The following is a 26074-nucleotide window of genomic DNA, read 5'->3' as shown; positions in this document are numbered from 1 at the left end:
TTTATGAGTGATGCTGAGATAATAACTTTTCAGCGAATGCTTTCAGCTTAGCCCCGCGCCAACCTGTTAACAAGTCTGGCGTCATTAATTCTGCTTGAGCAGCAGCTGGTACTTGCCAAAACCAATGAATCACATCGTTAATTTGACGCCGTGAGGCGACCAAACTGGGCTGTAACTGCAGTTCAGCAGCAACCTCGTTAACGCGCTTCTTCAACTCATTGAACACCACTTTATAGCCGCGCATATCCGTTAAGCGTTCTAAACTCGCTGGCTGGTCACTAGCATCTGCACCCTTGCTAACTGCTTGTAGCAGGGCTTCACCAGCGTAGCGTACTGTCACCGGAGATAAGTCGGTCACCCCACGTAGATGATGAATACTGCTTGGCATGCGTCGTGCCAGCTCAAGCAAGGTGTGATCTTTAGCCACAAAGCTCAGTGGAATATCAGATTTCTGTGCCCGCTGTAAGCGCCATTGCAATAACTCACGCAATACCGCCAGCTGTTGGCGATTGCACTGCCAAGCATTACCAAAACTCAAATAAAGCCAATGTGGTGGGTCTTGATGGGCACGCTTTTGTACTTGCAGCGCCGTTTCTTCTAACACAATAGCTAGCTGCTCAGGGCTTAACTCGGCCAACAGCTGCGGGTAAATTTGATGCAAATAAAACACATCAGCCGCGGCATAATCAAGCTGCTCAGTTGCCAAAGGCCGTTGCAGCCAATCGGTTCTTGATTGGGATTTGTCCAGCTCTACTTGGTTATAATGAGCCACTAGGGCAGCGTAGCCTAACGCATCGCCATGACCAGCTACCGCTGCCGCAATTTGGGTATCAAACACGCCAGTCACCACCTGCCCCATGTGCTGGGACAAGATCTCATAGTCTTCGCCACCGGCATGAATAACGAGGGGTTGTTGTTGATTGGCGAACAACTGCCACAGTGGCGTTAAATCCGTCACTGCAAGTGGGTCAATCAACACCAGCAAGTCATCGGCGCGAACCTGGATTAAACCTAATTTGGCATAATAGGTGCGGGTACGGACAAATTCCGTGTCTACCGCTAAAAAACTTGCAGAATCAGCTTGTTGGCAAAACCCAGCAAGCTGCTCTGCAGTGGTGATCAGATTAAAAGGAAGCATTAATTATTTCGCTTTGGCCTCTTCTTCGTCACGTAACTCACGCCGTAAAATTTTCCCGACATTAGTTTTTGGTAGCTCCTCACGGAACTCCACTAATTTTGGCACTTTATAACCGGTCATATTTTCACGTGAATACGCAATCAATTCTTTTTCAGTGAGCGACTTATCCTTGCGTACCACAAAGATTTTGACTTGCTCACCCGAACTGTCGTGAGGTACCCCTACTGCGGCAACTTCAAGAACTTTCGGATGTTCAGCAATCACGTCTTCTATTTCGTTAGGATACACATTAAAGCCTGACACTAAGATCATGTCTTTTTTGCGGTCCACAATTTTGAAGAAGCCTTGCTCATCCATCAAACCGATATCACCTGTGGCAAACCAGCCATCAATCATCACTTTGGCGGTTTCATCAGGACGGTTCAGATAACCTACCATCACTTGCGGGCCACGCACTTGTAATTCGCCGGCTTCGCCTTGTGGTAACACCTCGCCAGTATCGACATCAACGATACGCACTTCAGTAGATGGTAATGGCAACCCTATGGTACCGTTGTAATGCTCTATATCCGTAGGATTAACGGTCACTATCGGTGAACATTCAGTTAAGCCGTAGCCTTCTAGTAAGCGCGATTTAGTCACTCGCTCCCAGTGCTCGGCAACGGCGCGTTGCACTGCCATACCGCCACCTAAAGCGATCTTAAGATGGGAAAAATCTAAATCTTTAAAGCCATCGGCATGTAATAACCCATTAAACAAGGTGTTCACACCAGAAATGATAGAGAACGGGTATTTGCTTAATTCTTTTACGAAGCCTGGCATATCGCGCGGATTGGTAATCAGAATATTGCGTCCACCGTGCTTCATAAAGGTCAAGCAGTTGGCCGTAAGCGCAAAGATATGATACAGCGGCAACGCCGTGATCACGGTTTCTTCGCCATCGACTACCAAAGGTGCGACCAACGCCGATACCATTTCTAGGTTCGCGACCATATTGCGATGCGACAACATGGCACCTTTAGCTAATCCGGTAGTACCGCCGGTATATTGCAAGAAAGCCAGATCATCACCACTTATTTGCGGTCGTTGATACTTAGCTTTGGCGCCTTGCGCTAGTACTTGTTTGAACTGCGTCGTATGCTGCAACGAATAGGCTGGCACCATCTTTTTCACGTATTTAACTACGAAGTTAACAATCCAACGCTTCGGTGCTGGTAACATGTCACCAATACTGGTCAGGATCACTTTCTTGACCGGTACCTCAGTAATCACTTTCGCTAGGGTGTGCGCAAAGTTATCCAAAATAACAATGGCCTGCGCATTGGCATCACTTAACTGATGCTTTAATTCGCGGGCAGTGTATAGCGGGTTCACGTTAACCACGGTCATCCCAGCTCGCAATACACCAAACAACGCAATAGGATATTGCAGTAAGTTTGGCATCATCAAAGCGACGGCATCGCCCTTTTGCAAACCTTGCTGTTGCAGGTAAGCAGCAAAATCTCTACTGAGCGTATCTAACTCATTAAACGTCAGCTCAGTGTCCATGTTTACAAACGCAACTTTATCGCCGTACGTTTTTACACTTTGCTCAAAAATATCAATTAACGAGTTAAAGTGATCCGGGTCAATGGTCTCCGGAACCCCTGCTGGATAGCGTTTTAGCCAAATTTTATCCACGCGCTTCATGCTCCTGAATACTTTTAATTAAAATTTACTAACACGCAATCATCGCATATCCGACCAGTGTTGCCTAGCCGTTATGATGCCGAATTATCTGTGATAAATAACCAATAATCGCATCCGGGCGCTCCATATGAACATGATGACCGCCTTCAACTTCGTGTACCCGTAGGTGCGGAACTTGCTCACGCCAGTCTTGTAAGGCCGTTTTTAGACGCTGATGTCCGTGGCTACCCAACAGCACGGTAAAAGGACATTCAATGTGGGCTAGCACATCACCAATCTGAGCCGCAGTTAAGCGCACTGCAGAACTTACCCGCAGTTGCCCATCAGCGCGAAACTGATAATGTTCGGGGCCGAATTGCTCAATGCCGCGTTCAACTAAAAGCGCCGCTAGTTCACGACTAAAATCACCAGCTTGAGCGCGGGCGCTGATGGCTAAATCAAGATTGGGATAGCGTGGCGGTTGTTTTTGCTGTTGCTGCCAACGACTACGAAAGCCTTGGCGAAGCTCGGTTGTGGTTTTATCCGCAGCGGTGGCAATCAAACCGAAGGCCTCTATTGCCAATAGTTCGCTCACTAACTCTGGCGCAATGCCTGCCAACATATTGGCCGCATAGGCCCCCATGGAATGAGCCACAATAGCCACCTGAGGCCATTGCTGTTGCTGGCACAAGCTCCAGATATCGTAGACATAATCGATAAAGGGATAATAATTGCCCGCCGGTCGATGGTCAGAATGCCCATGCCCAGCCCAATCCAGTGCTATCAAACGATAGTCACCGGCTAGATCCGACTGCAAAAATTCTTCGGCAAGAGGCAAAAAGCTGTGACAATTATCCAGCCAGCCATGCAGAGCCAAGAGTGGGTAACCATCTGTAGGCCCCCATTGCAAACCACGCATGGTGCCCCAGGGTAAATCAAAAGAAACAGGCTCAGCATGATGCCGAGCCTGTTGATAACGCAGTTGCGTAGACGGTGCTATTGCCGTTGTCGTCACAATCAATTATTTCCTTTATCTGACTGGCCCGAACCGCCCTCGCTAGCACCCTGGGTATTGCGAATAATCACCGGACCTGGGTAGTGCGGACGGCTGAAGTAGTAATGACGATACCATAACGAACTATAATCTACCTCAACTTGAGTTTTTTCTTTTTGAATCGGCCACAAATATTTGCCACTGGCATTCAGTACCGGGAACAAATAGTTGTATTCGTCAATCATTCCCGTTTCAGCTGCGGCTATGGTCCCGGTAAAGGTAATATAGCGCCCTTCTTTGTAAACCATGGGGTCCACAAAGCCGGCCAGTTTGGCACGAAACCGCCCATCGCTTTGATCGCTTGGAACGGGACGTCCCCAACCTTGCAGTTCTAAGTGAACCACTTCGATTTCGGTACCCGCATCAGTGTTACGCACCGCTGCAATCATACCGCCCCAACGCGCTGGCTGGCCGATATATTGCTCCGGCTGCTCGAGCGCATTCTTATAACTCACCAAACTTGCTTCATCGACTACTTCGAGTTCATCAGGAACGGACGAACATGCGCCTAGAAAAAGTGCCGCAAGACCCATCAACCATAACTGTTTCATTTGTCTACTCCTCTGCGTGCATGCATCTGTATAGCATAGTTTAGAAAAGCCTTGTTACCAGTTAGTTCCCGCAAATATCTTGTAAAATTATGTATCAAGCAGGCTTTTTAACGGCCGGCGTTATGCACGTCCCGGTAGCTTTTTCCAAGTCACTTCATTACGCACGTAAAGCGGTTCAAGATCGGCCGCATCAACTGCAGGTAAACCGGCATCAGCAAGGCGAATCATATCTTCTGCCAGCGGCAAGGTGACATCATCCAGAATCTGTACGCTAGCGCCCGCCGCTAAGATCTCGCCATAAGCCTGCCAACCCGTGCCCACTGCCGTAACTGGCCCTGCTGGCCACCAAGGTTGTTGCGCTAAGGCCGTTAGACTGGCCATTTGTGGCGCGAGGGTCGGCTTCGCCAACCCGGCTTGATGGTGATAAACCGCAACGTAAACTTCATTCATTCGGGCATCAATGGCGCTCACTATAGTCTTCGCATCATGTAAGCGTATGGCTTGCTGTGCCAAGGCCGCCAAAGTACTCACGGCCACTACCGGGAGGTTCTGACTGAAGGCCAACCCTTGCGCCACTGAAACGCCAATGCGCACCCCAGTAAAACTACCCGGCCCGTGGCCTACCACCAGCTGTTCCACGTCTGCTAGACCAAGCTCAAACTCAGCTAGTACCTCATCAATTAAGGTTAGAATTTTCTGTGAATGTTCACGCGGCGCCAACATGCTGCGCTGGGCCCATTGGTTGCCCACACGCAAAGCTACCGAGCACATCTCGGTAGAAGTATCTAAGGCTAAAACAGTGTGCTTCACTAACTGGTCTCCAAAGCTTTTAAAAATTCTAAGGCATCATTTAATTCGCGCGTTCTACGCATGGCTGGCAAGCTTTTCAAAAACAAGCCACCGTAAGGTTTAGTCACCAACCGTTGATCGCAGACAATCAACACACCTTGGTCATGGGCATCACGAATGAGTCGCCCCGCACCCTGCTTGAGTGCGATAATCGCAGGTGGCAATTGTACTCGCATAAAGGGCTCAACTCCACGTAAACGACAATCCTCGACTCGCGCTTGCAGCAAGGGGTCGTCGGGCGATGCAAAGGGTAACTTATCGATGATTACGCAGCGTAACGCATCGCCGCGCACATCCACACCTTCCCAAAACGAGGCTGTGCCTAGCAACACCGCCCGCCCGTTGGCGATAAATTGCTCTAACAACTCCCGTTTACTGGTGCTACCTTGCACCAGCAGTTCGCGCTCGGTTAAAGGTGCCAATAAAGTCGCCACCCGTTGCAACATGCGATGGCTGGTAAACAGCACAAACGTACCGCCGCTGGTATTGACTTCAAGCACCTGCAGGACTATCTCTACCAGCTTGTCCGCCATGCTAAACTCATGGGGTTGCGGCAAGTATCGAGGCATACACAAGACCGCCTGCTCAGCAAAATTAAAAGGGCTTGGTAAGCATAAGGTTGCCGCTTTGTATAAACCCAACTGGTGGGTAAAGTGGGTAAAATCTTCGCCCACGGCTAGGGTTGCTGAGGTAAAAATCCACGCCATGTCGGAGCGGTTTAAATAGCCCCCAAACTTATCAGCGACACTTAAGGGAGTCTGATGCAAGGTCACTTGCCGCACGGTGGTTTCATACCAAAAACTGTAGCCAGTACGTTGGGTATCCATCAACAACTGCCATTTCGCCAAGCCATCGATACAGCGGTCGTAGGCATTATCTAAATCTTTGCTGCGCCCCAACGCTTGCTTTATTACCTGCACTAAAAACGTCAGGCTATCTTCTACCGCTTGCGCCGCTTGTTGTACTTCTGCTTGCGCCGCATGCTGTCGCCAGTTGCCGCGTTGTGGCTCGGTCGGAAACACCAAGCGCCAATCGCGTAAGCTTAACAAGAGTTTATCAGCGGCTTTTTCTAACTGGCGCAAATCTTTAAGCTCGGTTAAGTACAGTACCTTAATTTCGTGGGCCAATTCTTGCAGCTGACGACTAGACACAGCTTCGCCAAAATACTGACTAGCAATATCTGGCAACTGATGCGCCTCATCAAAAATCACTGCATCAGCAGCTGGTACCAATTCACCAAAACCAACATCCTTCAGTGCCATATCAGCAAAGAATAAGTGATGATTTACCACCACTAAATCAGCATCTAAGGCCTTTTTGCGGGCCAGCACCAGGTGACAATCATCGTACAGAGGGCAATCACGGCCCAAGCAATTGTCCACCGTACTTGTTACCACCGGCAAAATCTCAGCATCTTCTGGGAGTCCGCTGATCGCGCCAACATCGCCATCGCGGGTACGCTGCGCCCAAATCTGCACCTCACGTAACTGCTGTTGCTGTACTTTAGTGAGTTCACTGGCATGAGCTTGGGCTGCTTGCAACCTATGTATGCACAAGTAATTAGCGCGTCCTTTGAGGAGCGCCACCACTTTGCTCGGCGCCAACAGTTTACGCAAGGTGGGAAGATCGCGGTGAAACAACTGCTCTTGCAAGGCTTTAGTACCCGTAGAAATAATGGCCTTACCATCACTTAACAGCGCCGGTACCAGATAAGCATAAGTCTTACCGGTGCCGGTTTCAGCCTCGACCACTAATTGCTGCCGCTTTTTTAAGGTGCTGGCAACAGCGGTGGCCATGGTGGTTTGCGCAGCGCGCGGTGCAAATCCCGGCAGCGCTTGTGCCAGCACACTGTCGGCTTCAAAATAGGAACTGATCTTGGCCATAAAGTCTATCGTATAGGAGAAAACTTAAGCCTACCATAAACTCGGCTGATGGTTGGCAAAAAGTCACTTGGGTAGTAACACCATGATGCCTTTATCGAGGCGTCTGCCAAGCTGAATCATTTAGATTGGCGGTGGTGCCCAACAAGCCTATTTATAGTAACAAGACCGGCTCATTTAACCGCCACAACAAAGTTATACAACTTGCAGACAGGAAATTTAATCATCCAATAAATTTAGGCTTGATGGCGTCATATTTTTCTATACAATAAAGCCACGAATTGATGAGAAAGACGGTTTCATAGTAGGACGATAACATGCCTGCTTTTTAATCTTCAAACCTCTTTCATCAACATTATTGAGCACACACTGGTAATTTAATGGAGTACATTATGACCAAGCAAAACTGGCACCACCATCATCATAGATATCGTTAGCCCAGTTTTGTGTGCTGAAGGCTAACTCATTTCATTTGGGATTGCCTTCTCCGAACTAGAACCCCGCAAGGCAATCCTTCGCGGGGTTTTTATTTGGAGAATATTATGGTTGTAGATAAAAGTTCACAGCGATTAACCATCGCCATTCAAAAATCAGGTCGTTTAAGCACGGAATCCATTGCCCTACTGCAAGCCTGTGGTTTTCGCTTCAGTCTGCACGAGGCCCGTTTACTCGCGCACAGCAGTAACCAACCGGTTGATTTGTTGCGCGTACGTGATGACGATATCCCGGGCTTAGTGATGGATGGGGTGGTTGATCTTGGCTTGGTCGGCGAAAATGTGCTGGAAGAAGTTCGTTTAGAGCGTAAAGCTACCAACATCAGTTATGATTTTACTCGCCTGCGGGCACTAGAATTTGGCCAATGCCGATTATCCATTGCGGTTCCCAAAGAAGACAATTATCAAGGGTTAGCGGATTTACAGGGCAAACGCATTGCCACCACCTACCCCTATCTGTTGCAAAATTACTTACAGCAACAAGGTATCAGCGCCAGCAACGCTATTCTTACCGGTAGTGTTGAGGTCGCTCCACGTGCCGGATTAGCCGATGCAATTTGTGATTTAGTCTCTACCGGCGCCACCTTAGAAGCCAACGGCTTGATTGAAAAAGAAGTCATCTTCCGCTCGCAAGCACAGTTAATTCAACGCCCTGGTAGCCTGCCTGCGGCCAAGCAAGCTATCGTTGATCAATTGCTACCGCGCATCGATGGCGTGCAAATGGCGAAAGAAAGCAAGTACATCATGCTGCACGCTCCGGTTGCGCAACTCGAGCAAGTTGTTCAGTTACTGCCTGGTGCTGAGCGCCCTACCGTACTGCCGTTAAGCCACACCGAAGAACTCGTGGCAGTGCACGTGGTGAGCACCGAAACCTTATTCTGGGAAACCATGGAACAACTTAAAGCCATCGGCTGTAGTTCCATTTTAGTCTTACCAATTGAAAAAATGATGGGTTAAGTTATGGCACAACTTCAACAAGTTATTTGGCAACAGCTCACGGCCGACCAGCAACGTCAGTTGCTGGCGCGTCCTGCTCAAGCACAATCAGCCGAGCTACTTAGCCAGGTGCAAGCGATCATTGATGCGGTTGCCAATGACGGCGATGCGGCGGTGCTCAAGTACACCCAACAATTTGATTGCCCGAGCTTAACTGAGCTGCGTTACGACGAGGCGGCAATTGCTGCCCAAGCCGCCTTAGTAGAGCCACAAGTTAAAGCAGCCATTGATACGGCCTATCAGACCATTTATGCGTTTCACCAAGCGCAACAGCCGCAGGCGGTTACCGTAACAACTGCCCCGGGGGTGAGCTGCACCCAACAATATCACGCGTTAGAAGCAGTTGGCCTTTATATTCCTGGTGGCACGGCTGTACTGCCATCTACCGCATTAATGTTAGGCGTACCGGCGCAACTTGCAAATAATCCACGCCGGGTATTAGTCAGCCCACCGGATCGCAACGGTCAGCTGTCTCCAGCTCTGATGTACGTGGCGCAAAAATGTGGTATCACCGAGGTGTATCGCTGTGGCGGAGCACAAGCTATCGCAGCGCTAGCGCTGGGTACCGAAAGCATGGCGCCGGTGGCGAAAATTTTTGGCCCGGGCAACAGCTATGTTACCGCTGCCAAACAATTAGTTGCCCAGATTCCGGGGGGCCCAGCAATTGATATGCCAGCAGGGCCTTCTGAGCTGTTGGTGATTGCCGATGACAGCGCTAATCCGGCCTTTGTGGCGGCTGATTTATTATCTCAAGCCGAGCACGGTGCTGATTCGCAGGTGATTTTGCTAACTCCATCGGCACAGTTATTGGAGCAAGTCACGCTGGCTTTATCCGAACAATTAGAGCAGTTACCGCGCTCGGACATTGCCCGTCGAGCTCTTGCTGGTAGCGCCCTCATTCAAGTCAGCGACCTTGCCGAAGCCATCGCCATTAGCCAGCAATATGCCCCTGAGCACTTATCAGTGCAGTTAGATAGTGCTGAAGATTATTTAGCGCAGTTAACCCATGCTGGGTCGATTTTTGTCGGCCATTACACGCCAGAGTCTGGCGGCGATTATGCCACCGGTACTAATCACGTGTTACCTACTTACGGCTTTGCGCGCAATTACAGTAGCCTTGGTTTGTTAGATTTTTATCGGCGCTACACCTTACAACGGGTTAGCCAAGCCGGCTTAGCTGGTCTTGCTAACGCTATTATCGATCTTGCTGAAACCGAAGGGTTATCAGCCCATGCCCGTGCGGTTAGTATTCGGTTGGAGCAATCAGTATGAGTTTGGCCAGCAAATTACAGCGAGCTCACCTCGCCCAGTTAACGCCTTATGCCTCGGCACGCCGCAGCATGAGTGGTGGCAATGTGTGGCTGAATGCTAACGAAGCTCCCAGCACCCCATTAGCCGCCGTAGCTGATAACGCCATGAGCGGTAGCGATCTCAATCGTTACCCGTCGTTTCAAAGCGCAGCTCTCAATCAGGCTTACGCCAGTTACGCTGGGGTTAGCGCCGAGCAAGTACTCAGTTGTCGTGGCAGCGATGAAGCCATTGAATTGCTGATTCGTACCTTTTGCGAACCTGGTCGCGATAGCATCGTCATTTGCCCCCCCACCTACGGTATGTATGCCATCAGTGCGCAAACGCACGGTGCAGGGGTAATTAGCGTACCGCTGCAACAACAACAATTGGATGTTCCGGCCATCCTTGAGCAAATACAAACGGCAGCGCAAACCGTAAAACTTATTTTTGTCTGCAATCCCTCTAACCCGCTCGGCAATAACTTAACCCTAGACTCGTTGCAGCAGTTGCTACAGCAAGTAGGCGAACGTGCTATTGTAGTGGTTGACGAAGCCTACATTGAGTTTGCCGCAGCAAGCTCTGTACAGGCTCTAAATGAAGTAAGCTCATGGTTGCAGCAGTACCCGCAATTGGTGGTGTTGCGAACGCTATCAAAAGCCTTTGGTTTAGCCGGTATTCGCTGCGGTTTTGCCTTAGCGCCAGCCGATATCATTGAAGCGATACGCAAGGTGATTGCTCCTTATCCGTTGCCACAAACGACGGTAACTATCGCCACGCAAGCATTATCTGATGCTGCCATCAACGCCATGCAGCAACAGGTAGCAGCAACCAACACCCAGCGCGAGCGATTGCTAGCAGCGCTAGCAGATGCCAGCTGGGTGATTAAGATTTGGCCCAGCTGTACCAATTTTGTGTTGCTCACAGTAACAGATGCGGCGGCGATCGTAGCGCACTTTGCCGCTGCGGGTATTTTAATTCGTAATCAGTCGCAGCAATTAGGACTAGCCAACAGTGTGCGCATCAGTATTGGCAGCGCCGCCGAAATGGACCAATTATTGAAGGTATTTCCATGAGTTCAGCAGCCCAGAAAATTTTATTTATCGACCGCGATGGCACTTTAGTAGAAGAGCCGCCGATTGATAAACAACTTGATAGTTTAGCCAAGCTTAAATTTGAAGCTGGCGTGATCCCGGCCTTACTGCAATTACAGCAAGCTGGCTATCGTTTGGTGATGGTGTCTAATCAGGATGGCTTAGGCACCGACAGCTTTCCACAAGCGGATTTTGATGCGCCCCACAACTTAATGATGGACGTGTTTAGTTCACAGGGCATACGTTTTGACGACGTCTTGATTTGTCCACACTTTGCGGAGCAGGCCTGTAGTTGTCGTAAGCCGGCCTTGGGCTTGGTCAAAGACTATCTGCAACAAGGCCGTGTCGATTTCACTCAGTCATATGTTATTGGAGACCGTGATACCGACCTGCAACTGGCTGAAAATATGGGGATTCAAGGCATCAAATATGATCCAGCCACAACTTCATGGGCGACTATCGCCCACCAGTTATTGGCCAAGCCACGACAAGCCAAGGTACAACGCACCACCCGCGAAACCGATATTTTAGTTGAGCTCGATTTAGATGCCAGCCAGCCTATTAGCATCAGCACTGGGATTGGCTTTTTTGACCACATGTTGGAACAAATAGCCACCCACGCTGGTTTTGCCCTCAACCTGCAGGTACAGGGTGATTTGCACATTGATGAGCACCACACTGTGGAAGATACGGCTCTGGCTTTCGGCCAGGCGTTACGCCAAGCGCTGGGCGACAAGCGTGGTATCGGCCGATTCGGTTTTGCCTTGCCGATGGATGAGTGTCGGGCAGAATGTCTGATCGATCTTTCTGGGCGTCCTCACCTGCAGTTTGAGGCCGATTTTAGCCGTGACAAAGTAGGTGAATTATCGACCGAAATGGTCGGTCACTTCTTCCGCTCATTAAGCGATGCCATGGCGATATCACTCCACCTAAGCACCACCGAGGGTAACAGTCATCATCAGGTTGAAAGTCTGTTCAAAGTGTTTGGCCGCGCACTAAGAGCTGCTATCGCGCGCACGGGCGAACAAAGTTTACCTTCAAGCAAGGGGATGCTGGCATGAGTAAGCCAAGCCTAGTCATCGTAGATACCGCCTGTGCTAATATCAGCTCAGTGCGCTTTGCATTTGAACGCCTAGGTGTAAGCCCGCTGATAACCGCCGATGCGGCGCTGATTAATAGTGCTGACCGGGTGATTTTACCGGGGGTCGGCACCGCCGCCGCCGCCATGCGCAACTTACAGCGACTGGAACTCGTTGATACCCTGCGCCAGTTACAACAGCCGGTGTTGGGTATCTGCTTGGGGATGCAGCTGTTAACCACCGCATCAGCCGAAGGCAATGTTGATTGCCTCGGCATTATTCCAACTCGAACCGAGCGCCTACAAGCAGCAGATCTACCGCTACCGCACATGGGTTGGAACACCGTGGATGGCCGTGCCGACAACCCGCTCTTAGCAGGTTTGCCGGATGCCAGTTATTTTTATTTTGTGCACAGTTTTGCGGTGGCCGTGAGTGCCCACACCATCGCAAGTTGTCACTACGGCCAAACCTTTGCTGCCATGGTCAGAAGCAGTAACTTTTTTGGCGCCCAATTTCACCCGGAACGATCGGGAGCTGCGGGTGCTACCATCCTCAAGAACTTTTTGGAGCTAACTGATGCTGATACCCGCACTTGATTTAATTAACGGCGAGGTCGTGCGTTTACAACAAGGTGATTTTGCTCGACAAACAACCTTTGCTAGTGATCCCCTGCCGATCGTTGCTGATTACCAAGCAGCCGGTGCTCAATGGTTGCATTTAGTCGATTTAGATGGTGCCCGTGATCCCGCCCAACGGCAGTTGCAACTATTGCAAAAAATCACCGCTGCAACCACCATGTCGGTACAAGTAGGTGGCGGTATTCGTACCCAAGCCGACCTTGAACAACTGTTTGCTTGTGGCGTGCAGCGAGTGGTGTTAGGTTCGGTGGCGGTGAAACAACCAGCCTTGGTGCAACACTGGTTCAGCCACTATGGCAGCGATGCCATTGTGCTGGCATTGGATGTGAACATTGACGCTGACGGCCAAGCTTGGGTCGCTACCCACGGTTGGCAGCAATCATCCGAGCTAACCTTGGAGCAAATGATTGAGCAGTATTTACCGGTAGGGTTGCGTCATGTGTTGTGCACCGACATCAGCCGTGATGGCATGTTAACGGGCACCAATGTCGAGCTGTATCAGCGGCTCAAACAAGCCTACCCTAGCCTAGTGATTCAAGCCTCGGGGGGGATTGCTGATTTAACCGATTTAGAGCAGTTGCAAGCCAACCAATGCGATGCCGCGATTCTTGGTAAAGCGCTGCTCACCGGTCGATTTACGTTGAAGGAGGCGCTCGCATGCTGGCCAAACGCATCATCCCCTGTTTAGACGTGCGCAATGGCGAAGTCGTCAAAGGCGTGCAATTTCGTAATCACGAAATTATTGGCGCTATCGAACCACTTGCCGAGCGCTATGCTGCGGCCGGAGCTGACGAGTTAGTCTTTTACGATATCACCGCGTCGGCCGATGCCCGCGTGATTGATAAATCCTGGGTAGAACGGGTGGCGCGTCTGATCGATATCCCCTTTACCGTAGCCGGTGGCATTAGCTCGATTGAGCAAGCGCAACAGCTGTTAGCTATGGGCGCTGATAAACTATCGATTAACTCGCCAGCACTGCAAAATCCCGACTTAATCAATCAACTGGTCGATGAGTTTGGACAACAATGTATTGTGATTGGCATTGATAGTTTTTTTGACAGCGAAAGCCAAACCTATCAGGTTTATCAGTTTACTGGTGACGAGCAACGTACTCAGAAAACCCGGTGGCAAACGGCTGATTGGTTAGCGGAAGTGGTCGCACGAGGCGCTGGCGAAGTGGTGCTGAACTGCATGAACCAAGATGGCGTGCGCAAAGGTTACGATATTGCCCAGTTGCAAACGCTACGCCGTAGTTGCCCTATTCCACTGATTGCATCGGGTGGCGCGGGTGCCAAAGAACACTTTGCTGAGGTGTTTCAGCAAGCTGCTGTCGATGGCGCTTTGGCGGCCTCGGTCTTTCACAAGAACATTATTGAAATTAGCGAGTTAAAAGATTATTTAGCTACGCAAGAGATTGTGGTACGACGCTAACGCAAGCGCCGCTTGTACCCATGCACAAGGATACTGAGTTATGCTTATTACTCCAGCCAATCAAGCTGTCGTAAATTTTAGTAAAGCTGCGGATGGGTTGTTACCAGCCATGGTACAACATCCCCTAAGTGGCGAAGTGTTAATGCAAGGCTACATGAACAGTGAGGCTTTAGCGCACACGCTAAGCCACCAGCGAGTGACTTTTTTTAGCCGCAGCAAACAGCGGCTATGGACCAAAGGCGAAAGCTCTGAACACTTTTTGCAAGTAGTTAGTGTGCATACCGATTGTGATCAGGATAGTTTGCTTATTCGGGCGCTACCGCTCGGCCCTACCTGTCATCTAGGTAGCCGCAGCTGTTTTAGCGATGAGCATTCAACGCCGATGTTGCAAACCCTGATGGATACCATCAGTTCGCGCCGCAATGCAGATCCGAGCAGCAGTTATACTGCCAGCTTGTTTGCCGCTGGCATCAAACGCGCGGCACAGAAAGTAGGAGAAGAAGGGGTTGAAGTAGCACTTGCTGCCACGGCCGGTGACAATCACGAATTGCTCAATGAAAGTGCCGATCTGCTCTATCACCTGCTGGTGGTATTAGCCGCCCGCGATTTAAGTTTGAATGATGTGTTAGCTGTGTTGCAAAAACGGCATCAGCCGGCTTCTACTTCATCATAGCGCCTGGCACTAGCAGCGCAGGCTGATACTAACCTTGCGCTGCTATGCCGATACTGAATTAAGCGTGCGGATGCTGAGTTAAACTCAGCCCGTGCTGCTCATTGTAGCGGCGGCTCACAACCCGCAAGCGCCAAGTTAGCAGCACCGCTGCCACCGATAAACCCACAATAAAGCCAACCCACATACCAGCAGCACCAATAGAAGGCACTATGGTATCCGTTAATGACAATAAGATACCCACGGTTAAGCCTAGTGGCCAGTACGACACAAAGGTAATAAACATCACCACTTTGGTATCTTTGTAGCCACGCAAGGTGCCTATTGCAATCGCTTGAAAGGTGTCCGACAGGGTAAAAATAGCAGCCAGCCCCATCAAGGTTGCAGCCAACTGGATCACCGCTTGATCATCGGTGTAGAGCCCAGCTAACCAAGCCCCGGTAATGTACATAATCAAGCCATTGACGGCGGCAAAGGTCATCCCATACAAGGTGGCTAACTTATGACTGAGCATCGCGTTTGCTGGATTACCAGCGCCCAACGCAAAGCCTACCCGCAAGGTAACAGCCATGGATAAACTCAGCGGCACCATATACACCAACGACGAAATATTTAATGCGATCTGATGACTGGCCACCACGGTTGCACCTAAGGGTGCTATCACTAAGGCTGCGGCGGCAAACAGACTCACCTCAAAAAACATCGAGGTCGCAATCGGAAAGCCAATACGCACTATGTACCAAACATCATCCCAGTTTGGCGCATGCCAGCGCTTAAACACCCCGATTTTTTTGAAGCGCTTAGCTAAGCTTACATACAGCACCATGCTTAGCGCCATCACCCAAATCACAATACTGGTAGCGACGCCACAACCGGCACCACCAAGCTCAGGAAAACCGCCTACACCGTAAATAAAGACGTAGTTAACTGGAATATTCACGATTAAACCAATAATCCCCACCACTAAGCTGGGCATGGTATGCGACAAGCCTTCACAGAAATTTCGCAACACCATGTAGATCACCAAGGCAGGTATCGCTGTGGCTACATACATCAGATAATCTAAGGTGATATCGCGGAAATTATCTTCAACACTCATGGCATTGAGGATCAAAGGTGCACACATGATCACGATAAAGCACAAAGCGCCACCCAACATGGCAGCGTAAATACCCTGCTGCACCATATTGGCAACTTTACGCTGCTTACCACCACCATCTAAATGCGAAATGATAGGGGCTAGCGCCAACGCCATGCCCATAATAATGAGGGTAGAAGGAACCCAAATGCTTCCACCAACCGATACCGCGGCTAAATCGGTGGCACTCACCCGCCCCGCCATCAAGGTATCCACCACGCTCATTAACATCTGCGTTAATTGAGCGATCAGGATAGGGCCCGTTAACCGAGCTAATTTTTTCGATTCTGTCCACCAGTGTGACGCAACCGGGCTGGCTTGCTGGTTCAAGGTACTACTCTCCTAACAAAGAAAAAGGCAAAACATGCAGGCACTGGCAGGTTCGTCAGCGGCGGCTTAGTCGGCAAATAATTGCCAACCAGCATCGAGTGCCGCTACTAACCGCTCAATTTGCGCGGGCGTATTGTACGCTGCTAAAGACACCCTGACTACCGCTGGTAACTGCCAATCTTGCAATAAGATTTGCGCGCAATGGTGCCCTGCACGTACCGCAATCTGGTGCTGATCTAACCAAGTGGCGATGTCGTGGGCCTGAAACTCATCGCTGTAAAAAGCAATCACTGGGGTATGCTGTTTACCCGTGGGTAATAAGGTTAACCAAGCACGCTGCTGCAACTGTTGCCACAACTGCTGCCGTAGCGCTTGTAAATAATCATGCAGGCCCAATTGCTGCTGTTGCTGTAACCAAGCTAAGCCACTGGCAGCAGCAACCGCTGCGCCCGCGTTAGGGGTGCCAGCTTCAAATTTATAAATACCTGTGACCAAATTGGCGTGGCTTTTAGTTACGCTAGTGACAATACCACCACCCACCGTAAAAGGTTCACTGGCAGCAAGTAAAGCTTGGCTTAACCACAACACCGCACAGCCGGCGACACCGTAGGCCTTATGCGCACTGAACACCACCGCATCGGCGCCCAACTGCGTTACAGCCAGCTGCTCATGAGCAACGGCTTGGGCCGCATCCACAATGGTCCAAGCCCCTTGCTGCTGGGCTGCCGCCAAAACCGGCTCAAGCGCAAATCGAGTTCCGGTAATATTGCTAGCTAAGGTAAGACTGACCACCTTGGTGCGCGGCCCCAATAAGTGTTGCCATTCACCCAACTCACCGCTTGCTCTATCAAGGCTAATAAATCGCAGTCGTAAATCATGTTGAGCAGCCAAGCGCTGCCACGGCAAAATGTTGGCATGATGCTCAGCACTACTTAGCAAAATTTCATCGCCCGCCTGCCAAGCTACCGGTAACTGCTGCGCCAAACCGTTCAAGGCACTGGTGGTGGAGGCCTGGAAGCTCACCTGTGCAGCCGTTGCCCCAATCGCTTGGGCGCAATCTCGTCGCGCTTGCTCATAGCACTGGGTAGCGGTCCGCCCGCGTGCATAACTAGCGCGATGCACATTGGCATGCTGGTGTTGATAATAATCCAGTAGCTTAGCTAATACCGATTGCGGTACTTGGCAACTGGCAGCACTATCAAAATAGGCCAGCTCTGGTTGTTGCTGACAGAACTCAAATTGCTGTAACGGCGGTTGATAGCTCACCTGACTCTAACTCGTCTGTTGTAAAAACTCGATGATCTGCTGGTTAACTAATGCAGCATGGGTTAATGGCCCCATATGTCCGCAGGGTAAAGTAACCGTAGTGGCATGGGGTAACACATGCAAGAGTTGCTGCGCCACTTGCTTCGCACTAGCTTGAGTACTGGATCCTTGCAATAGTAGTAACGGCTGCTGCACGTGGCGGTAATCTTGTAATTTATGGGGCTCGCCCATCAACGCTGAAAAGTCCATGGCGACTTTACTTGCTTGAGCAACCATTAAGCGCTTAATTTTATCAGGTAAAGCGTCAAAGTAGCCTGGCTCATTCCAATAATCGACAAAATTACGGGTAGCTGCCTGCGCATCATACTGGTCCATTTGTGCAGCAATGGCATCAATTTCAGCTCGCGCTGGGTCTTGATGGTCTAAGACATGAAATGCCACCGGCTCAAACAGCACCACACGGTCAACAACAAAGGGTTGTTCTAACGCTAACTTTAACGCCAAAGCCCCCCCATAAGAGTGACCAATTAAGGTTACCGGTTGGGTTATCTGATGGTGTTGTAAGGCTTCTATCACTCGCGGTATTTCGTCGCTAAAGCGAAAGGCTTCAGGCTCTACCCCAGTTGCAACCGCAGGCGCTTGTCCATAACCCAGCAAGTCGATGGCGATGATATCGTACTCTGTTTGTAATTGGGTTTGTAACGCCCGCCATTGGCCACTATTGCTCTGTGAACTATGCAGTAACACTAGTACTGGCTGGCCAGCCGTACCATTACGATAAACTCCGGCTAACTCGCTCATAGCACCTGCCCAACAAAATAACCAATCATGTAGCCAGCTTGCAGCATTAAGGTAATAAAGGTACCAAGCACACCCACAGTGCGCGCCCACGAGGTTCCAATACTCAATTTAAGCCCTAAGGCATGGCCAATTCGCGCCACGAATAACAAGGCTCCTAGCCCGTGTAATAAGCTCGCAGACGCACCGGTTAAGTCCATCAGTACTAACAACAGCAAGCTCAGTGGTACGTACTCAGAAAAATTACCATGAATACGCACCGCAACTTCTAAATCTTGTGCATTGCCGGTACCAATACCCACCCGATGACGCCAACGCAGGCGAATAATGTCGATGGCTAGCACGATATAAAGCAAGGTTAGTAAACCCGCATAAAGCAGACTTACAGATAAGTTTATGTCCATGGTGGCTCCTGATTTTTATTATAAAAAAAGCCCACACAAGGCGGGCTTTTTGATTATTATTGACCGGTTAAAGCTAACTTAACAGCTCACCTAACTCGGCACTGATAACCTCAACATCACGGGTTCCATCAATTTTGTGGAAGGCCGTTTTACCTTGTTCGGCTAGTTTACGATAATATGCTACCAAAGGCTCGGTTTGTTCATGATAAATTGCTAGGCGTTTGCGTACCGTGGCTTCTTTATCATCATCACGAATCACCAGATCTTCACCGGTTTCGTCATCTTTTCCGGCTACTTGCGGTGGATTGTACTGCACATGATAGACCCGACCAGAACCTGGATGCACTCGACGGCCGCCCATGCGTTCCACAATGACCTCATCTGGGACTGCAAACTCAAGTACCACATCCACATCAATACCAGCAGCATGCATGCCATCAGCTTGCGGGATGGTGCGCGGAAAACCGTCGAGTAAGAAGCCGTTGGCGCAATCAGCTTGGGCAACTCGCTCTTTCACTAAGCCAATCATAATATCATCAGATACCAGCTTGCCAGCATCCATAATAGCCTTGGCTTGTTGACCTAGTGGGGTACCTTCTTTAATTGCAGCTCGCAACATGTCTCCGGTTGAGATCTGTGGAATCCCAAACGTTTTCATCAGAAACTGCGCTTGAGTACCTTTCCCTGCGCCTGGAGCGCCCAACAAGATAATGCGCATGAACAACCTCTTTTAACTTGTGTGTGTTTTGCCAACGAATAAATGCGAACTTTACCTGCTGGCTCGCACCTTTACAAGTCCGAGCATTGCCGACTTTGGTCGGACAATGCTCGGTTGCACAGCTATTATTCGGTTAGTTCTAACATCAACCGATTTAAGCGGGTCACAAACTGAGCAGGATCTTTCAGGCTGCCACGCTCAGCTAACGTTGCTTGATCAAGCAATAAATGAGCCCATTCAGCAAAGCGTTGCTCATCGGTGAGCGCAGTGATCCTCTGTACCAACGTATGCTCTGGATTGATTTCGAAAATATACTTGGTTTCTGGCACCGGTTGCCCTGCGGCTTCCATCAGCTTCGCCATTTGCGTACTCATGTCGTTGTCATCAGTGACAATACAAGCCGGTGATTGAGTTAACCGATGGGTCACCCGAACGGTTTTAATCTGTTCGCCAAGCGCCTTTTCAAAACGCTCTAATTGCGGTTTGAACGACTTTTCTGCAGCTTCATGTTTTTGCTTGGTCTCGGCGTCATCTAACTCACCTAAGTCTAAGTCACCGCGCGTTACTGATTGGAACGGTTTTTCTTTGTACTCGCTCATGTGGCTCATTAACCACTCATCAATACGCTCTGATAACAACAACACCTCAATCCCTTTTTGACGGAAAATCTCAAGGGCTGGGTTATCTCGCGCAGCTTCGTAGCTATCGGCGACAATGTAGTAGATCTTGTCTTGCTTTTCAGACATACGCTCAAGGTAGGCATCTAAGCTAACTCGAGCCTCGCGCTGATCTTCATGGGTCGAGGCAAAGCGCAGTAAACTTGCGATTTTTTCTTGGTTCGCGCTGTCTTCTGCCGGGCCTTCTTTGAGCACAGTACCAAAGGTATTCCAGAACTCTTGATAAGTGTCTGGCTCGTCTTTAGCTAACTTGCTCAGCATGCTCAAGATTTTCTTGGTGCTACCGTTACGCATTGAGCGCGTGATCTTATTGTCTTGTAGGATTTCACGCGACACGTTGAGTGGCAAATCAGCTGAATCCATCAATCCACGCACAAACCGCAAGTAAGTTGGCATCAACTGCTTGGCGTCGTCCATGATGAACACCCGCTTCACATACAGCTTAATGCCATGTTGCTGATCGCGGTTCCATAAATCCCATGGCGCACGCTTAGGAATATAAAGTAAGCTGGTGTACTCGCTGGTACCCTCAACTTTGTTATGACTCCAGAGTAGCGGCTCATCAAAGTCGTGGGCTACGGTTTTATAAAACTCTTTGTATTCGTCGTCAGTGATCTCGCTTTTATCGCGAGTCCATAAGGCTTGGCCCGAGTTGACGCTGTCCCAACCCGTGTGCTTATCGTCATCATCGCGCTTCGGCATTTGCACCGGAATACTCAAATGATCTGAATATTTGGTGATGATGCTCTTTAACCGCCATTCGTCTAAGAACTCGTTAGCATCTTCGCGTACATGCAAAATGATATCGGTGCCGCGTTTCGCTTTCTGGATAACCGCAATATCAAACTCGCCTTCACCGCGCGAGGTCCATTCCACCCCTTCATCGGCGCTCGCGCCTGCTGCGCGGGTCCGTACGGTAACGCTATCAGCGACAATAAAAGCAGAGTAGAAACCTACCCCAAACTGCCCAATCAGGCGGCTATCTTTGGCTTGATCACCAGATAATTGGCTGAAGAAGTCTGCAGTACCAGATTTAGCAATGGTGCCTAGATTGGTCATCACTTCTTCGCGAGTCATGCCAATGCCGTTATCGCTGATGGTAATAGTTCCTGCGTCTTTGTCGGCACTCACGCGCACCCATAACTCACCGTCGTCGGCTAGTAGGCTGCCATCGCTAAGCGCTTTAAAGCGCAACTTATCCGCAGCATCCGATGCATTGGAAACGAGTTCCCGCAGAAAAATCTCTTTGTTGGAATATAATGAATGAATCATTAAGTGGAGCAACTGCTTCACTTCGGTTTGAAAACCGTGGGTTTCTGCTTGACGGGTCTCCGCCATAGTGGTTTCTCCTGCACTATTTAGTTAAACACTACAGCAGAGATGGGGATGGTGCTTGAGATTTCAAGCACCTTTGGCTAGTTTGCTTCGATAATTTTTCGCCCAGAAAAGGCATGACCTAAGGTAGCTTGGTCAACATACTCAAGTTCACCACCCACCGGCACCCCATGAGCGATGCGCGACGTCTTAATGTGGGCTTGCCGCGCCAATTCAGCAATGTAGTGCGCTGTAGCTTCACCTTCGACGGTCGGATTTGTCGCCAGAATGATTTCCTGGATGGATTCGCTACTTAGCCGTTGTGCCAACACATCTAAACCTATATCTTCCGGACCAATCCCATCGAGCGGCGACAAATGTCCCATCAATACAAAATAGCGTCCTTGATACTGCCCCGTTTGCTCAATCGCCAGCACATCGGCAGGGGTTTCAACAATGCATAACATGCCACTTTGTTGCCGTGCGGGGTGGGCGCAAATCACGCACTGCGGCGACTCTGTTAACGTCCGACAATCATTACAATGACCTACTTTTTCGACTGCCTGCGTTAGTGCTTGCGCCAACCGCTGAGCACCCTCGCGTTGACGTTCCAACAGCTGAAACGCCATCCGCTGGGCACTTTTCGGACCGACCCCAGGGAGCACCTTTAAGGCTTGAATGAGCTCTTGTATTGCCGGACTTAATTGCATCTGAATACCTGTGTCTTAAAACGGCATCTTAAAGCCAGGTGGCAAGTTCATACCGCCAGCTACTTCAGCCATCTTTTCTTTGCTGGTTTGCTCTACCCGACGCACCGCGTCGTTTACTGCCGCAGCAATCAGATCTTCCAACATTTCTTGGTCGTCATCGCTCATCAAGCTAGGATCGATGGCAACGCGGCGCACGTTATGATTGCCAAGCATGGTTACTTTAACCAGACCAGCGCCCGCTTCACCTACTACTTCCATACTCGCGATTTCAGCTTGCACTTGTTGCATGCGCTCTTGCATTTTCTGCGCCTGCTTCATCATGTTTCCTAAACCACCACCTTTAAACATAACTACCTCTTCGTTTGGTTATTCGGGTTGCACCGAGTCTTCTTGTAACTCTGCGCCAAAGACTTGCGCTAATTGTTGAGCTACAGGATCTTGCTGCAAGGTTTGTTTTGCACGCGCTAATCGCTGCGCATCTATGTACTGTTGAATTTCTGCTGGCGTAGCTTGCTGGGTATCGCCAATCACCACATCTAACAATTGAATATCAAATTGCGCCAACATCCCCTGTTTAATGGTATCGATGGCTGCGTCATTCAAGAGATAGGCCCAGTTTTTCTGGCAAACTAACACGTGCCCTTGGGCGGTCTTTTGTAGATTACCATTACGAGCCAACTGCCTGGTCAAGCCATGTAATTCTAAATGATCTATCATCGCCGCCCAACCATCAATTTCAGCTGCCAAGCGCACCTGTGGCGCTAATTCCAGCTGATCTAATTGCAAGGTACTCACAGCCGGCGTCGCTAAACTCGTGTTTGCTGGTTGTCCTGGTGCCGCTGGTGTAACGGGTTCGGTTGGCGTTGCTGGTTCTGGTGCTGGCGCTGGTGCTCCTGCTGCTAGCGCTTCTGCTGCTGGTATTTCTGCTGCTGAACGAGCTGATTCTGCTGGCGTTGCTGGTTCTGCTGGCGTTGCTACAGGCGCCACTGCTCGGGCTTGTTCTGCTGGCGCTGTTGCTGGTACTTCTACTGCTGCACTGGCTAGTTCGGTTGGCGCCGCTAGCTCTGGCGCGGCTGCACTGGCTGACGCTGGTTGTTTAGAGCTTTGCTGTTTTTCAACCAGCGCCGCACGAGTGGCCATCAAAGCTGCTAAATCAGGTTTGCTGGTTGCTGCCGGCGTCGTTGCCGCAGGGCCCGCAGCTGGCTGCGCTGTAGCGCCGTCAGCTGCTACTGATGGCGCTGCTACCGGGGCTGTGCTTGTAGCACTGCTTGCAGCTGTGTTTGCAGCATGAGTTGCACGTGGCGCTTCCGCAAAATCAGCAAAACGGTCGTCGTCATCATCGTCATCGTCCCCTAAATAAGCTGGTATCTCGTCATCGTCAGCCGCTTGAACTGATGTGACCGGCGCCGCGTGAGTTTGCTCAGACTGATGCTCAGCTGCGACTGGTTTGCTATCGGGCGGCGCGGCGCTTTCAGTTACTTGATGCTCGGTATCGGCGGCACCATGAGGCGTTTGCTGATACACCGCATCAGCCTGCACTGACTCAGTTGCGCTGGCCGCTTGGGGCTTTTTTACAGTCGCGCTAGCCCCCGTCACAGCTGGGGTTTCATTCACTTCTAACGATTGCGGCCGAAAAGCTAGCAGCCGCAATAAGGTCATTTCAACACCACTGCGCACATCGGCAGCGAGTGCTAAATCACGGCGCCCTTGTACGAGGATGTCGTAAAAAACTTGCAGCAGTTCAGCTGCTAGCTGCCCAGCGAGCTGCTGAGCTTGTTCATCCAGTTGGGTGACCCAAGCACTATGAGGTACCACTTGGAACAGGGCCATTTGCTGCACTGTCTGCTGTAATTCGGGCAGTAAACCGGCTAAGTCTGGAACTTGGCTGGCCACATTATCTAGCGTTTGCATCATCCCAGCAGCATCTCCCGCCACTATTTGTTGCAACAGCTGTGCCACCTCATAGCCAGGCACACTACCCAGCATTTGTTGTACCCCAGCCACAGTAACAGCTTGTTCACCCTGGGCTATAGCTTGGTCAGTTAAACTAAGAGCATCACGCAAACTACCTTGAGCAGCCCGCGCTAATGCTTGAATAGCATCGGCATCAAACGGGATCTGTTCGGCGCTAAGCACCTGCTGTAGATGGTTGGCAATCTCATCGCGGCTCAAAGCCTTCAAGTTAAACTGCAGGCAACGTGACAGTACCGTAATGGGGAGCTTTTGCGGATCTGTGGTAGCAAGCAGAAACTTCACGTGCTCAGGCGGTTCTTCTAAGGTTTTAAGCAAGGCATTAAAGCTATGCCGAGAGAGCATGTGCACTTCATCTATCAGGTACACTTTAAAGCGCCCTTGAGTAGGCGCATATTGCACGTTATCGAGTAGTTCGCGGGTATCTTCAACTTTGGTACGTGAGGCCGCGTCTATCTCTAGAAGATCGACAAAACGCCCTTGTTCTATCGCCACACAAGCACTACAAGTGCCGCAGGGTTCAGCGGTAATACCTTGCTCGCAGTTAAGACTCTTGGCAAGAATACGAGCTATGGTTGTTTTACCTACCCCACGGGTACCGGTTAACAACCAAGCATGGTGCAACCGCCCTGTTTTAAGGGCGTTAAACAAGGGTTTGAGTACATGCTGCTGCCCTACTACCTGAGCAAAATTACGCGGTCGCCATTTCCGTGCTAAAACCTGATAACTCATGTCTATTCGCTTGTCCGCTGGTTAAAAGAAGCCGATGACTAAAGCCCCTAAGTTACCCTAAAACTCGCACAGGGTATAGTATGGAATCTGCGCTTGGTTTAGCCGTTCAGCACCGGGTAAATCGTGCAGGGTGATCACGAAACTACATTCCACAATTTCGGCTCCCAAGGCCTGCACTAAGGCTACCGCGGCTAGCACGGTACCACCCGTGGCGAGCAAATCATCAATGATCAGCACCTTGTCGGTAGCGGTAATGTCATCAGCGTGCAGTTGCAGCTCATCTTCACCGTATTCGAGCGCATAACGCTGACTCACTACTTGGCGTGGTAATTTGCCCGGTTTACGCAGAGGCACAAAGCCAACACCCAGCGCATAGGCAAGCGCCGTTGCAAAAATAAAGCCACGAGCCTCAATCCCAACAATCTTAGTGATACCTTGGTCGCGATAACGTGCTACCAAAGCATCTACGGTATGCTTGAATGCAGCCCCATCGGCCAATAACGGCGTGATGTCACGAAACACAATACCCGGCTTAGGGTAATCAGGGATGGCGCGAATGTGATCGGTTAATTGCATGGTGAATTACCCTTAATGCGCCTGCCCTCAGCTGATGCTGCCTTAGCAGGCGATAATTTATACGGTAAGCTGTTTCGGGTTGTGGATGGTACTGGCTAAATCTTGCAATAAACCCAATAAACGGTCAGCCGCGATCGGTTTAGCCAAGCACAAATTAGCCCCAGCTTTTTCAGCTAATCCGGCTACCTGATTCAAATCTTGCGTGGTCATCAAGATCACCGGGGTTTGCTTATAGGCAGGAAGTTGACGAATATTTTTAATCAACGCCATGCCATCCATGAGGGGCATTTTATGGTCAACTAAAATCACGTCAAAGTGCTTATTCTTTACTCGGTTAAGCCCATCAAGGCCATCATTGGCGCAACTCACCGAGAATTGGCTCTGTACAAGAATCTGTAGCAACTGAGCCTGGGTTGCTGGTTTATCCTCAACCAACAAAAGTTTAAGAGACATAACGTGCCTTTCAATCGTCACAGCTTATGCTGCAAAAAATTTATACCACGCCAATACCGCAGGTAAAGCCGGTACGGCAACAAACGTAATTACCGCAAGCCAGCCCATTTTTACGCCCGATTCGTCTCGGAAATCTTCATTATGTGCCATAAAATACA

26 protein-coding genes are annotated in these 26074 nt (G+C 50.1%); 8 read left to right on the top strand and 18 right to left on the bottom strand.

Going from position 1 to position 26074, the window contains the following annotated elements; genetic code table 11:
• Position 1: 1 nt before the first annotated feature.
• The 6 genes from rnd to ACQ661_RS07040 all read right to left on the bottom strand — a co-directional run bounded on the left by rnd (position 2) and on the right by ACQ661_RS07040 (position 7143).
• Positions 2-1138 carry a ribonuclease D gene (gene rnd / locus ACQ661_RS07065; RefSeq protein WP_431668023.1) on the bottom strand — a complete coding sequence of 379 codons (1137 nt, stop codon included), beginning with the start codon at positions 1136-1138 and terminating at the stop codon, positions 2-4.
• Between the two features lie 3 nt (positions 1139-1141).
• Positions 1142-2818 carry a long-chain-fatty-acid--CoA ligase FadD gene (gene fadD / locus ACQ661_RS07060; protein WP_431668022.1) on the bottom strand — a complete coding sequence of 559 codons (1677 nt, stop codon included), beginning with the start codon at positions 2816-2818 and terminating at the stop codon, positions 1142-1144.
• Between the two features lie 73 nt (positions 2819-2891).
• Positions 2892-3821 (bottom strand): alpha/beta fold hydrolase, encoded by a 930-nt coding sequence (locus tag ACQ661_RS07055; protein WP_431668021.1) that lies wholly within the window; start codon positions 3819-3821, stop codon positions 2892-2894.
• A 2-nt stretch (positions 3822-3823) separates the two neighbouring features.
• Positions 3824-4411 (bottom strand): Slp family lipoprotein, encoded by a 588-nt coding sequence (locus ACQ661_RS07050; RefSeq protein WP_431668020.1) that lies wholly within the window; start codon positions 4409-4411, stop codon positions 3824-3826.
• 120 nt (positions 4412-4531) lie between these two features.
• Positions 4532-5221, bottom strand: coding sequence for a tRNA (adenosine(37)-N6)-threonylcarbamoyltransferase complex dimerization subunit type 1 TsaB (gene tsaB, locus ACQ661_RS07045; protein WP_431668019.1), 690 nt, complete (start codon positions 5219-5221; stop codon positions 4532-4534).
• The gene (locus tag ACQ661_RS07040) at positions 5221-7143 is read right to left on the bottom strand and encodes an ATP-dependent DNA helicase (RefSeq protein WP_431668018.1); all 1923 of its coding nucleotides are present in this window, start codon (positions 7141-7143) and stop codon (positions 5221-5223) included. Before ACQ661_RS07040 ends, tsaB begins: the two co-directional genes overlap by 1 nt.
• A gap of 539 nt (positions 7144-7682) precedes the next feature.
• On the opposite strand from ACQ661_RS07040, the gene hisG reads away from it, so the two are divergent.
• The 8 genes from hisG to hisIE are packed head-to-tail and all read left to right on the top strand — an operon-like array spanning position 7683 to position 14832.
• Entirely contained in the window at positions 7683-8591 is a 909-nt protein-coding gene (gene hisG / locus ACQ661_RS07035) for an ATP phosphoribosyltransferase (RefSeq protein ID WP_153826683.1), read from the top strand.
• A gap of 3 nt (positions 8592-8594) precedes the next feature.
• Positions 8595-9902 (top strand): histidinol dehydrogenase, encoded by a 1308-nt coding sequence (gene hisD, locus ACQ661_RS07030; RefSeq protein ID WP_153826684.1) that lies wholly within the window; start codon positions 8595-8597, stop codon positions 9900-9902.
• Entirely contained in the window at positions 9899-10993 is a 1095-nt protein-coding gene (hisC, locus tag ACQ661_RS07025; RefSeq protein ID WP_431668017.1) for a histidinol-phosphate transaminase, read from the top strand. The genes hisD and hisC overlap by 4 nt, the downstream gene beginning before the upstream one ends.
• Entirely contained in the window at positions 10990-12072 is a 1083-nt protein-coding gene (hisB, locus tag ACQ661_RS07020; protein WP_431668016.1) for a bifunctional histidinol-phosphatase/imidazoleglycerol-phosphate dehydratase HisB, read from the top strand. The genes hisC and hisB overlap by 4 nt, the downstream gene beginning before the upstream one ends.
• Positions 12069-12686 carry an imidazole glycerol phosphate synthase subunit HisH gene (gene hisH / locus ACQ661_RS07015; protein ID WP_431668015.1) on the top strand — a complete coding sequence of 206 codons (618 nt, stop codon included), beginning with the start codon at positions 12069-12071 and terminating at the stop codon, positions 12684-12686. The genes hisB and hisH overlap by 4 nt, the downstream gene beginning before the upstream one ends.
• Positions 12667-13416, top strand: coding sequence for a 1-(5-phosphoribosyl)-5-[(5-phosphoribosylamino)methylideneamino]imidazole-4-carboxamide isomerase (gene hisA, locus ACQ661_RS07010; RefSeq protein WP_431668014.1), 750 nt, complete (start codon positions 12667-12669; stop codon positions 13414-13416). The genes hisH and hisA overlap by 20 nt, the downstream gene beginning before the upstream one ends.
• Positions 13386-14159, top strand: coding sequence for an imidazole glycerol phosphate synthase subunit HisF (hisF, locus tag ACQ661_RS07005; RefSeq protein WP_110074707.1), 774 nt, complete (start codon positions 13386-13388; stop codon positions 14157-14159). The genes hisA and hisF overlap by 31 nt, the downstream gene beginning before the upstream one ends.
• A 40-nt stretch (positions 14160-14199) precedes the next feature.
• Entirely contained in the window at positions 14200-14832 is a 633-nt protein-coding gene (hisIE, locus tag ACQ661_RS07000; RefSeq protein ID WP_431668013.1) for a bifunctional phosphoribosyl-AMP cyclohydrolase/phosphoribosyl-ATP diphosphatase HisIE, read from the top strand.
• Positions 14833-14890: 58 nt separating this feature from the next.
• Here the strand turns inward: hisIE and ACQ661_RS06995 are convergent, their stop codons facing one another.
• The 12 genes from ACQ661_RS06995 to ACQ661_RS06940 all read right to left on the bottom strand — a co-directional run bounded on the left by ACQ661_RS06995 (position 14891) and on the right by ACQ661_RS06940 (position 26066).
• A complete protein-coding gene (locus tag ACQ661_RS06995) occupies positions 14891-16297 on the bottom strand; it encodes an MATE family efflux transporter (protein WP_258306499.1) in 1407 nt (468 codons plus the stop codon).
• A 66-nt stretch (positions 16298-16363) separates the two neighbouring features.
• Positions 16364-17563 (bottom strand): aminotransferase class V-fold PLP-dependent enzyme, encoded by a 1200-nt coding sequence (locus ACQ661_RS06990; RefSeq protein WP_431668012.1) that lies wholly within the window; start codon positions 17561-17563, stop codon positions 16364-16366.
• A gap of 6 nt (positions 17564-17569) precedes the next feature.
• Positions 17570-18364 (bottom strand): alpha/beta fold hydrolase, encoded by a 795-nt coding sequence (locus ACQ661_RS06985; RefSeq protein ID WP_431668011.1) that lies wholly within the window; start codon positions 18362-18364, stop codon positions 17570-17572.
• Complete coding sequence (locus tag ACQ661_RS06980; protein WP_431668010.1) at positions 18361-18765, bottom strand: MAPEG family protein; 405 nt, start codon at positions 18763-18765, stop codon at positions 18361-18363. The genes ACQ661_RS06985 and ACQ661_RS06980 overlap by 4 nt, the downstream gene beginning before the upstream one ends.
• A gap of 73 nt (positions 18766-18838) precedes the next feature.
• A complete protein-coding gene (adk, locus tag ACQ661_RS06975) occupies positions 18839-19483 on the bottom strand; it encodes an adenylate kinase (RefSeq protein ID WP_110074712.1) in 645 nt (214 codons plus the stop codon).
• 125 nt (positions 19484-19608) lie between these two features.
• Positions 19609-21498 (bottom strand): molecular chaperone HtpG, encoded by a 1890-nt coding sequence (gene htpG / locus ACQ661_RS06970; RefSeq protein WP_431668009.1) that lies wholly within the window; start codon positions 21496-21498, stop codon positions 19609-19611.
• A gap of 77 nt (positions 21499-21575) precedes the next feature.
• A complete protein-coding gene (gene recR, locus ACQ661_RS06965) occupies positions 21576-22184 on the bottom strand; it encodes a recombination mediator RecR (protein ID WP_431668008.1) in 609 nt (202 codons plus the stop codon).
• A gap of 15 nt (positions 22185-22199) precedes the next feature.
• Positions 22200-22532: a YbaB/EbfC family nucleoid-associated protein gene (locus ACQ661_RS06960; protein WP_153826693.1), complete on the bottom strand. Its 333-nt coding sequence runs from the start codon at positions 22530-22532 to the stop codon at positions 22200-22202.
• 18 nt (positions 22533-22550) lie between these two features.
• On the bottom strand, positions 22551-24887 hold the full coding sequence (dnaX, locus tag ACQ661_RS06955) for a DNA polymerase III subunit gamma/tau (protein ID WP_431668007.1): 2337 nt from the start codon (positions 24885-24887) through the stop codon (positions 22551-22553).
• A gap of 57 nt (positions 24888-24944) precedes the next feature.
• A complete protein-coding gene (gene apt / locus ACQ661_RS06950; RefSeq protein ID WP_431668006.1) occupies positions 24945-25463 on the bottom strand; it encodes an adenine phosphoribosyltransferase in 519 nt (172 codons plus the stop codon).
• A gap of 57 nt (positions 25464-25520) precedes the next feature.
• On the bottom strand, positions 25521-25916 hold the full coding sequence (locus ACQ661_RS06945) for a response regulator (protein WP_431668005.1): 396 nt from the start codon (positions 25914-25916) through the stop codon (positions 25521-25523).
• Between the two features lie 24 nt (positions 25917-25940).
• On the bottom strand, positions 25941-26066 hold the full coding sequence (locus ACQ661_RS06940) for a hypothetical protein (RefSeq protein WP_257119975.1): 126 nt from the start codon (positions 26064-26066) through the stop codon (positions 25941-25943).
• Between the last annotated feature and the right edge of the window lie 8 nt (positions 26067-26074).

The sequence above is a fragment of the Pseudidiomarina sp. WS423 genome (genome assembly GCF_050750165.1).
Taxonomy (GTDB): domain Bacteria; phylum Pseudomonadota; class Gammaproteobacteria; order Enterobacterales; family Alteromonadaceae; genus Pseudidiomarina; species Pseudidiomarina fusca.
The sequence above is the reverse complement of the archived record's forward strand: the minus strand, read 5'-3'. Positions and strand labels throughout refer to the sequence as shown.

What these genes read in the sequence shown, in the direction of transcription:
- ACQ661_RS06940 (WP_257119975.1), bottom strand. Translation starts at nt 26,066, where the DNA reads ATGGCACATAATGAAGATTTCCGAGACGAATCGGGCGTAAAAATGGGC.
- ACQ661_RS07050 (WP_431668020.1), bottom strand. Translation starts at nt 4,411, where the DNA reads ATGAAACAGTTATGGTTGATGGGTCTTGCGGCACTTTTTCTAGGCGCA.
- ACQ661_RS06980 (WP_431668010.1), bottom strand. Translation starts at nt 18,765, where the DNA reads ATGGACATAAACTTATCTGTAAGTCTGCTTTATGCGGGTTTACTAACC.
- ACQ661_RS06985 (WP_431668011.1), bottom strand. Translation starts at nt 18,364, where the DNA reads ATGAGCGAGTTAGCCGGAGTTTATCGTAATGGTACGGCTGGCCAGCCA.
- ACQ661_RS06960 (WP_153826693.1), bottom strand. Translation starts at nt 22,532, where the DNA reads ATGTTTAAAGGTGGTGGTTTAGGAAACATGATGAAGCAGGCGCAGAAA.
- ACQ661_RS07040 (WP_431668018.1), bottom strand. Translation starts at nt 7,143, where the DNA reads ATGGCCAAGATCAGTTCCTATTTTGAAGCCGACAGTGTGCTGGCACAA.
- hisB (WP_431668016.1), top strand. Translation starts at nt 10,990, where the DNA reads ATGAGTTCAGCAGCCCAGAAAATTTTATTTATCGACCGCGATGGCACT.
- adk (WP_110074712.1), bottom strand. Translation starts at nt 19,483, where the DNA reads ATGCGCATTATCTTGTTGGGCGCTCCAGGCGCAGGGAAAGGTACTCAA.
- hisF (WP_110074707.1), top strand. Translation starts at nt 13,386, where the DNA reads ATGCTGGCCAAACGCATCATCCCCTGTTTAGACGTGCGCAATGGCGAA.
- rnd (WP_431668023.1), bottom strand. Translation starts at nt 1,138, where the DNA reads ATGCTTCCTTTTAATCTGATCACCACTGCAGAGCAGCTTGCTGGGTTT.
- ACQ661_RS06945 (WP_431668005.1), bottom strand. Translation starts at nt 25,916, where the DNA reads ATGTCTCTTAAACTTTTGTTGGTTGAGGATAAACCAGCAACCCAGGCT.
- hisG (WP_153826683.1), top strand. Translation starts at nt 7,683, where the DNA reads ATGGTTGTAGATAAAAGTTCACAGCGATTAACCATCGCCATTCAAAAA.
- hisA (WP_431668014.1), top strand. Translation starts at nt 12,667, where the DNA reads ATGCTGATACCCGCACTTGATTTAATTAACGGCGAGGTCGTGCGTTTA.
- dnaX (WP_431668007.1), bottom strand. Translation starts at nt 24,887, where the DNA reads ATGAGTTATCAGGTTTTAGCACGGAAATGGCGACCGCGTAATTTTGCT.
- hisIE (WP_431668013.1), top strand. Translation starts at nt 14,200, where the DNA reads ATGCTTATTACTCCAGCCAATCAAGCTGTCGTAAATTTTAGTAAAGCT.
- recR (WP_431668008.1), bottom strand. Translation starts at nt 22,184, where the DNA reads ATGCAATTAAGTCCGGCAATACAAGAGCTCATTCAAGCCTTAAAGGTG.
- apt (WP_431668006.1), bottom strand. Translation starts at nt 25,463, where the DNA reads ATGCAATTAACCGATCACATTCGCGCCATCCCTGATTACCCTAAGCCG.
- hisD (WP_153826684.1), top strand. Translation starts at nt 8,595, where the DNA reads ATGGCACAACTTCAACAAGTTATTTGGCAACAGCTCACGGCCGACCAG.
- htpG (WP_431668009.1), bottom strand. Translation starts at nt 21,498, where the DNA reads ATGGCGGAGACCCGTCAAGCAGAAACCCACGGTTTTCAAACCGAAGTG.
- hisH (WP_431668015.1), top strand. Translation starts at nt 12,069, where the DNA reads ATGAGTAAGCCAAGCCTAGTCATCGTAGATACCGCCTGTGCTAATATC.
- hisC (WP_431668017.1), top strand. Translation starts at nt 9,899, where the DNA reads ATGAGTTTGGCCAGCAAATTACAGCGAGCTCACCTCGCCCAGTTAACG.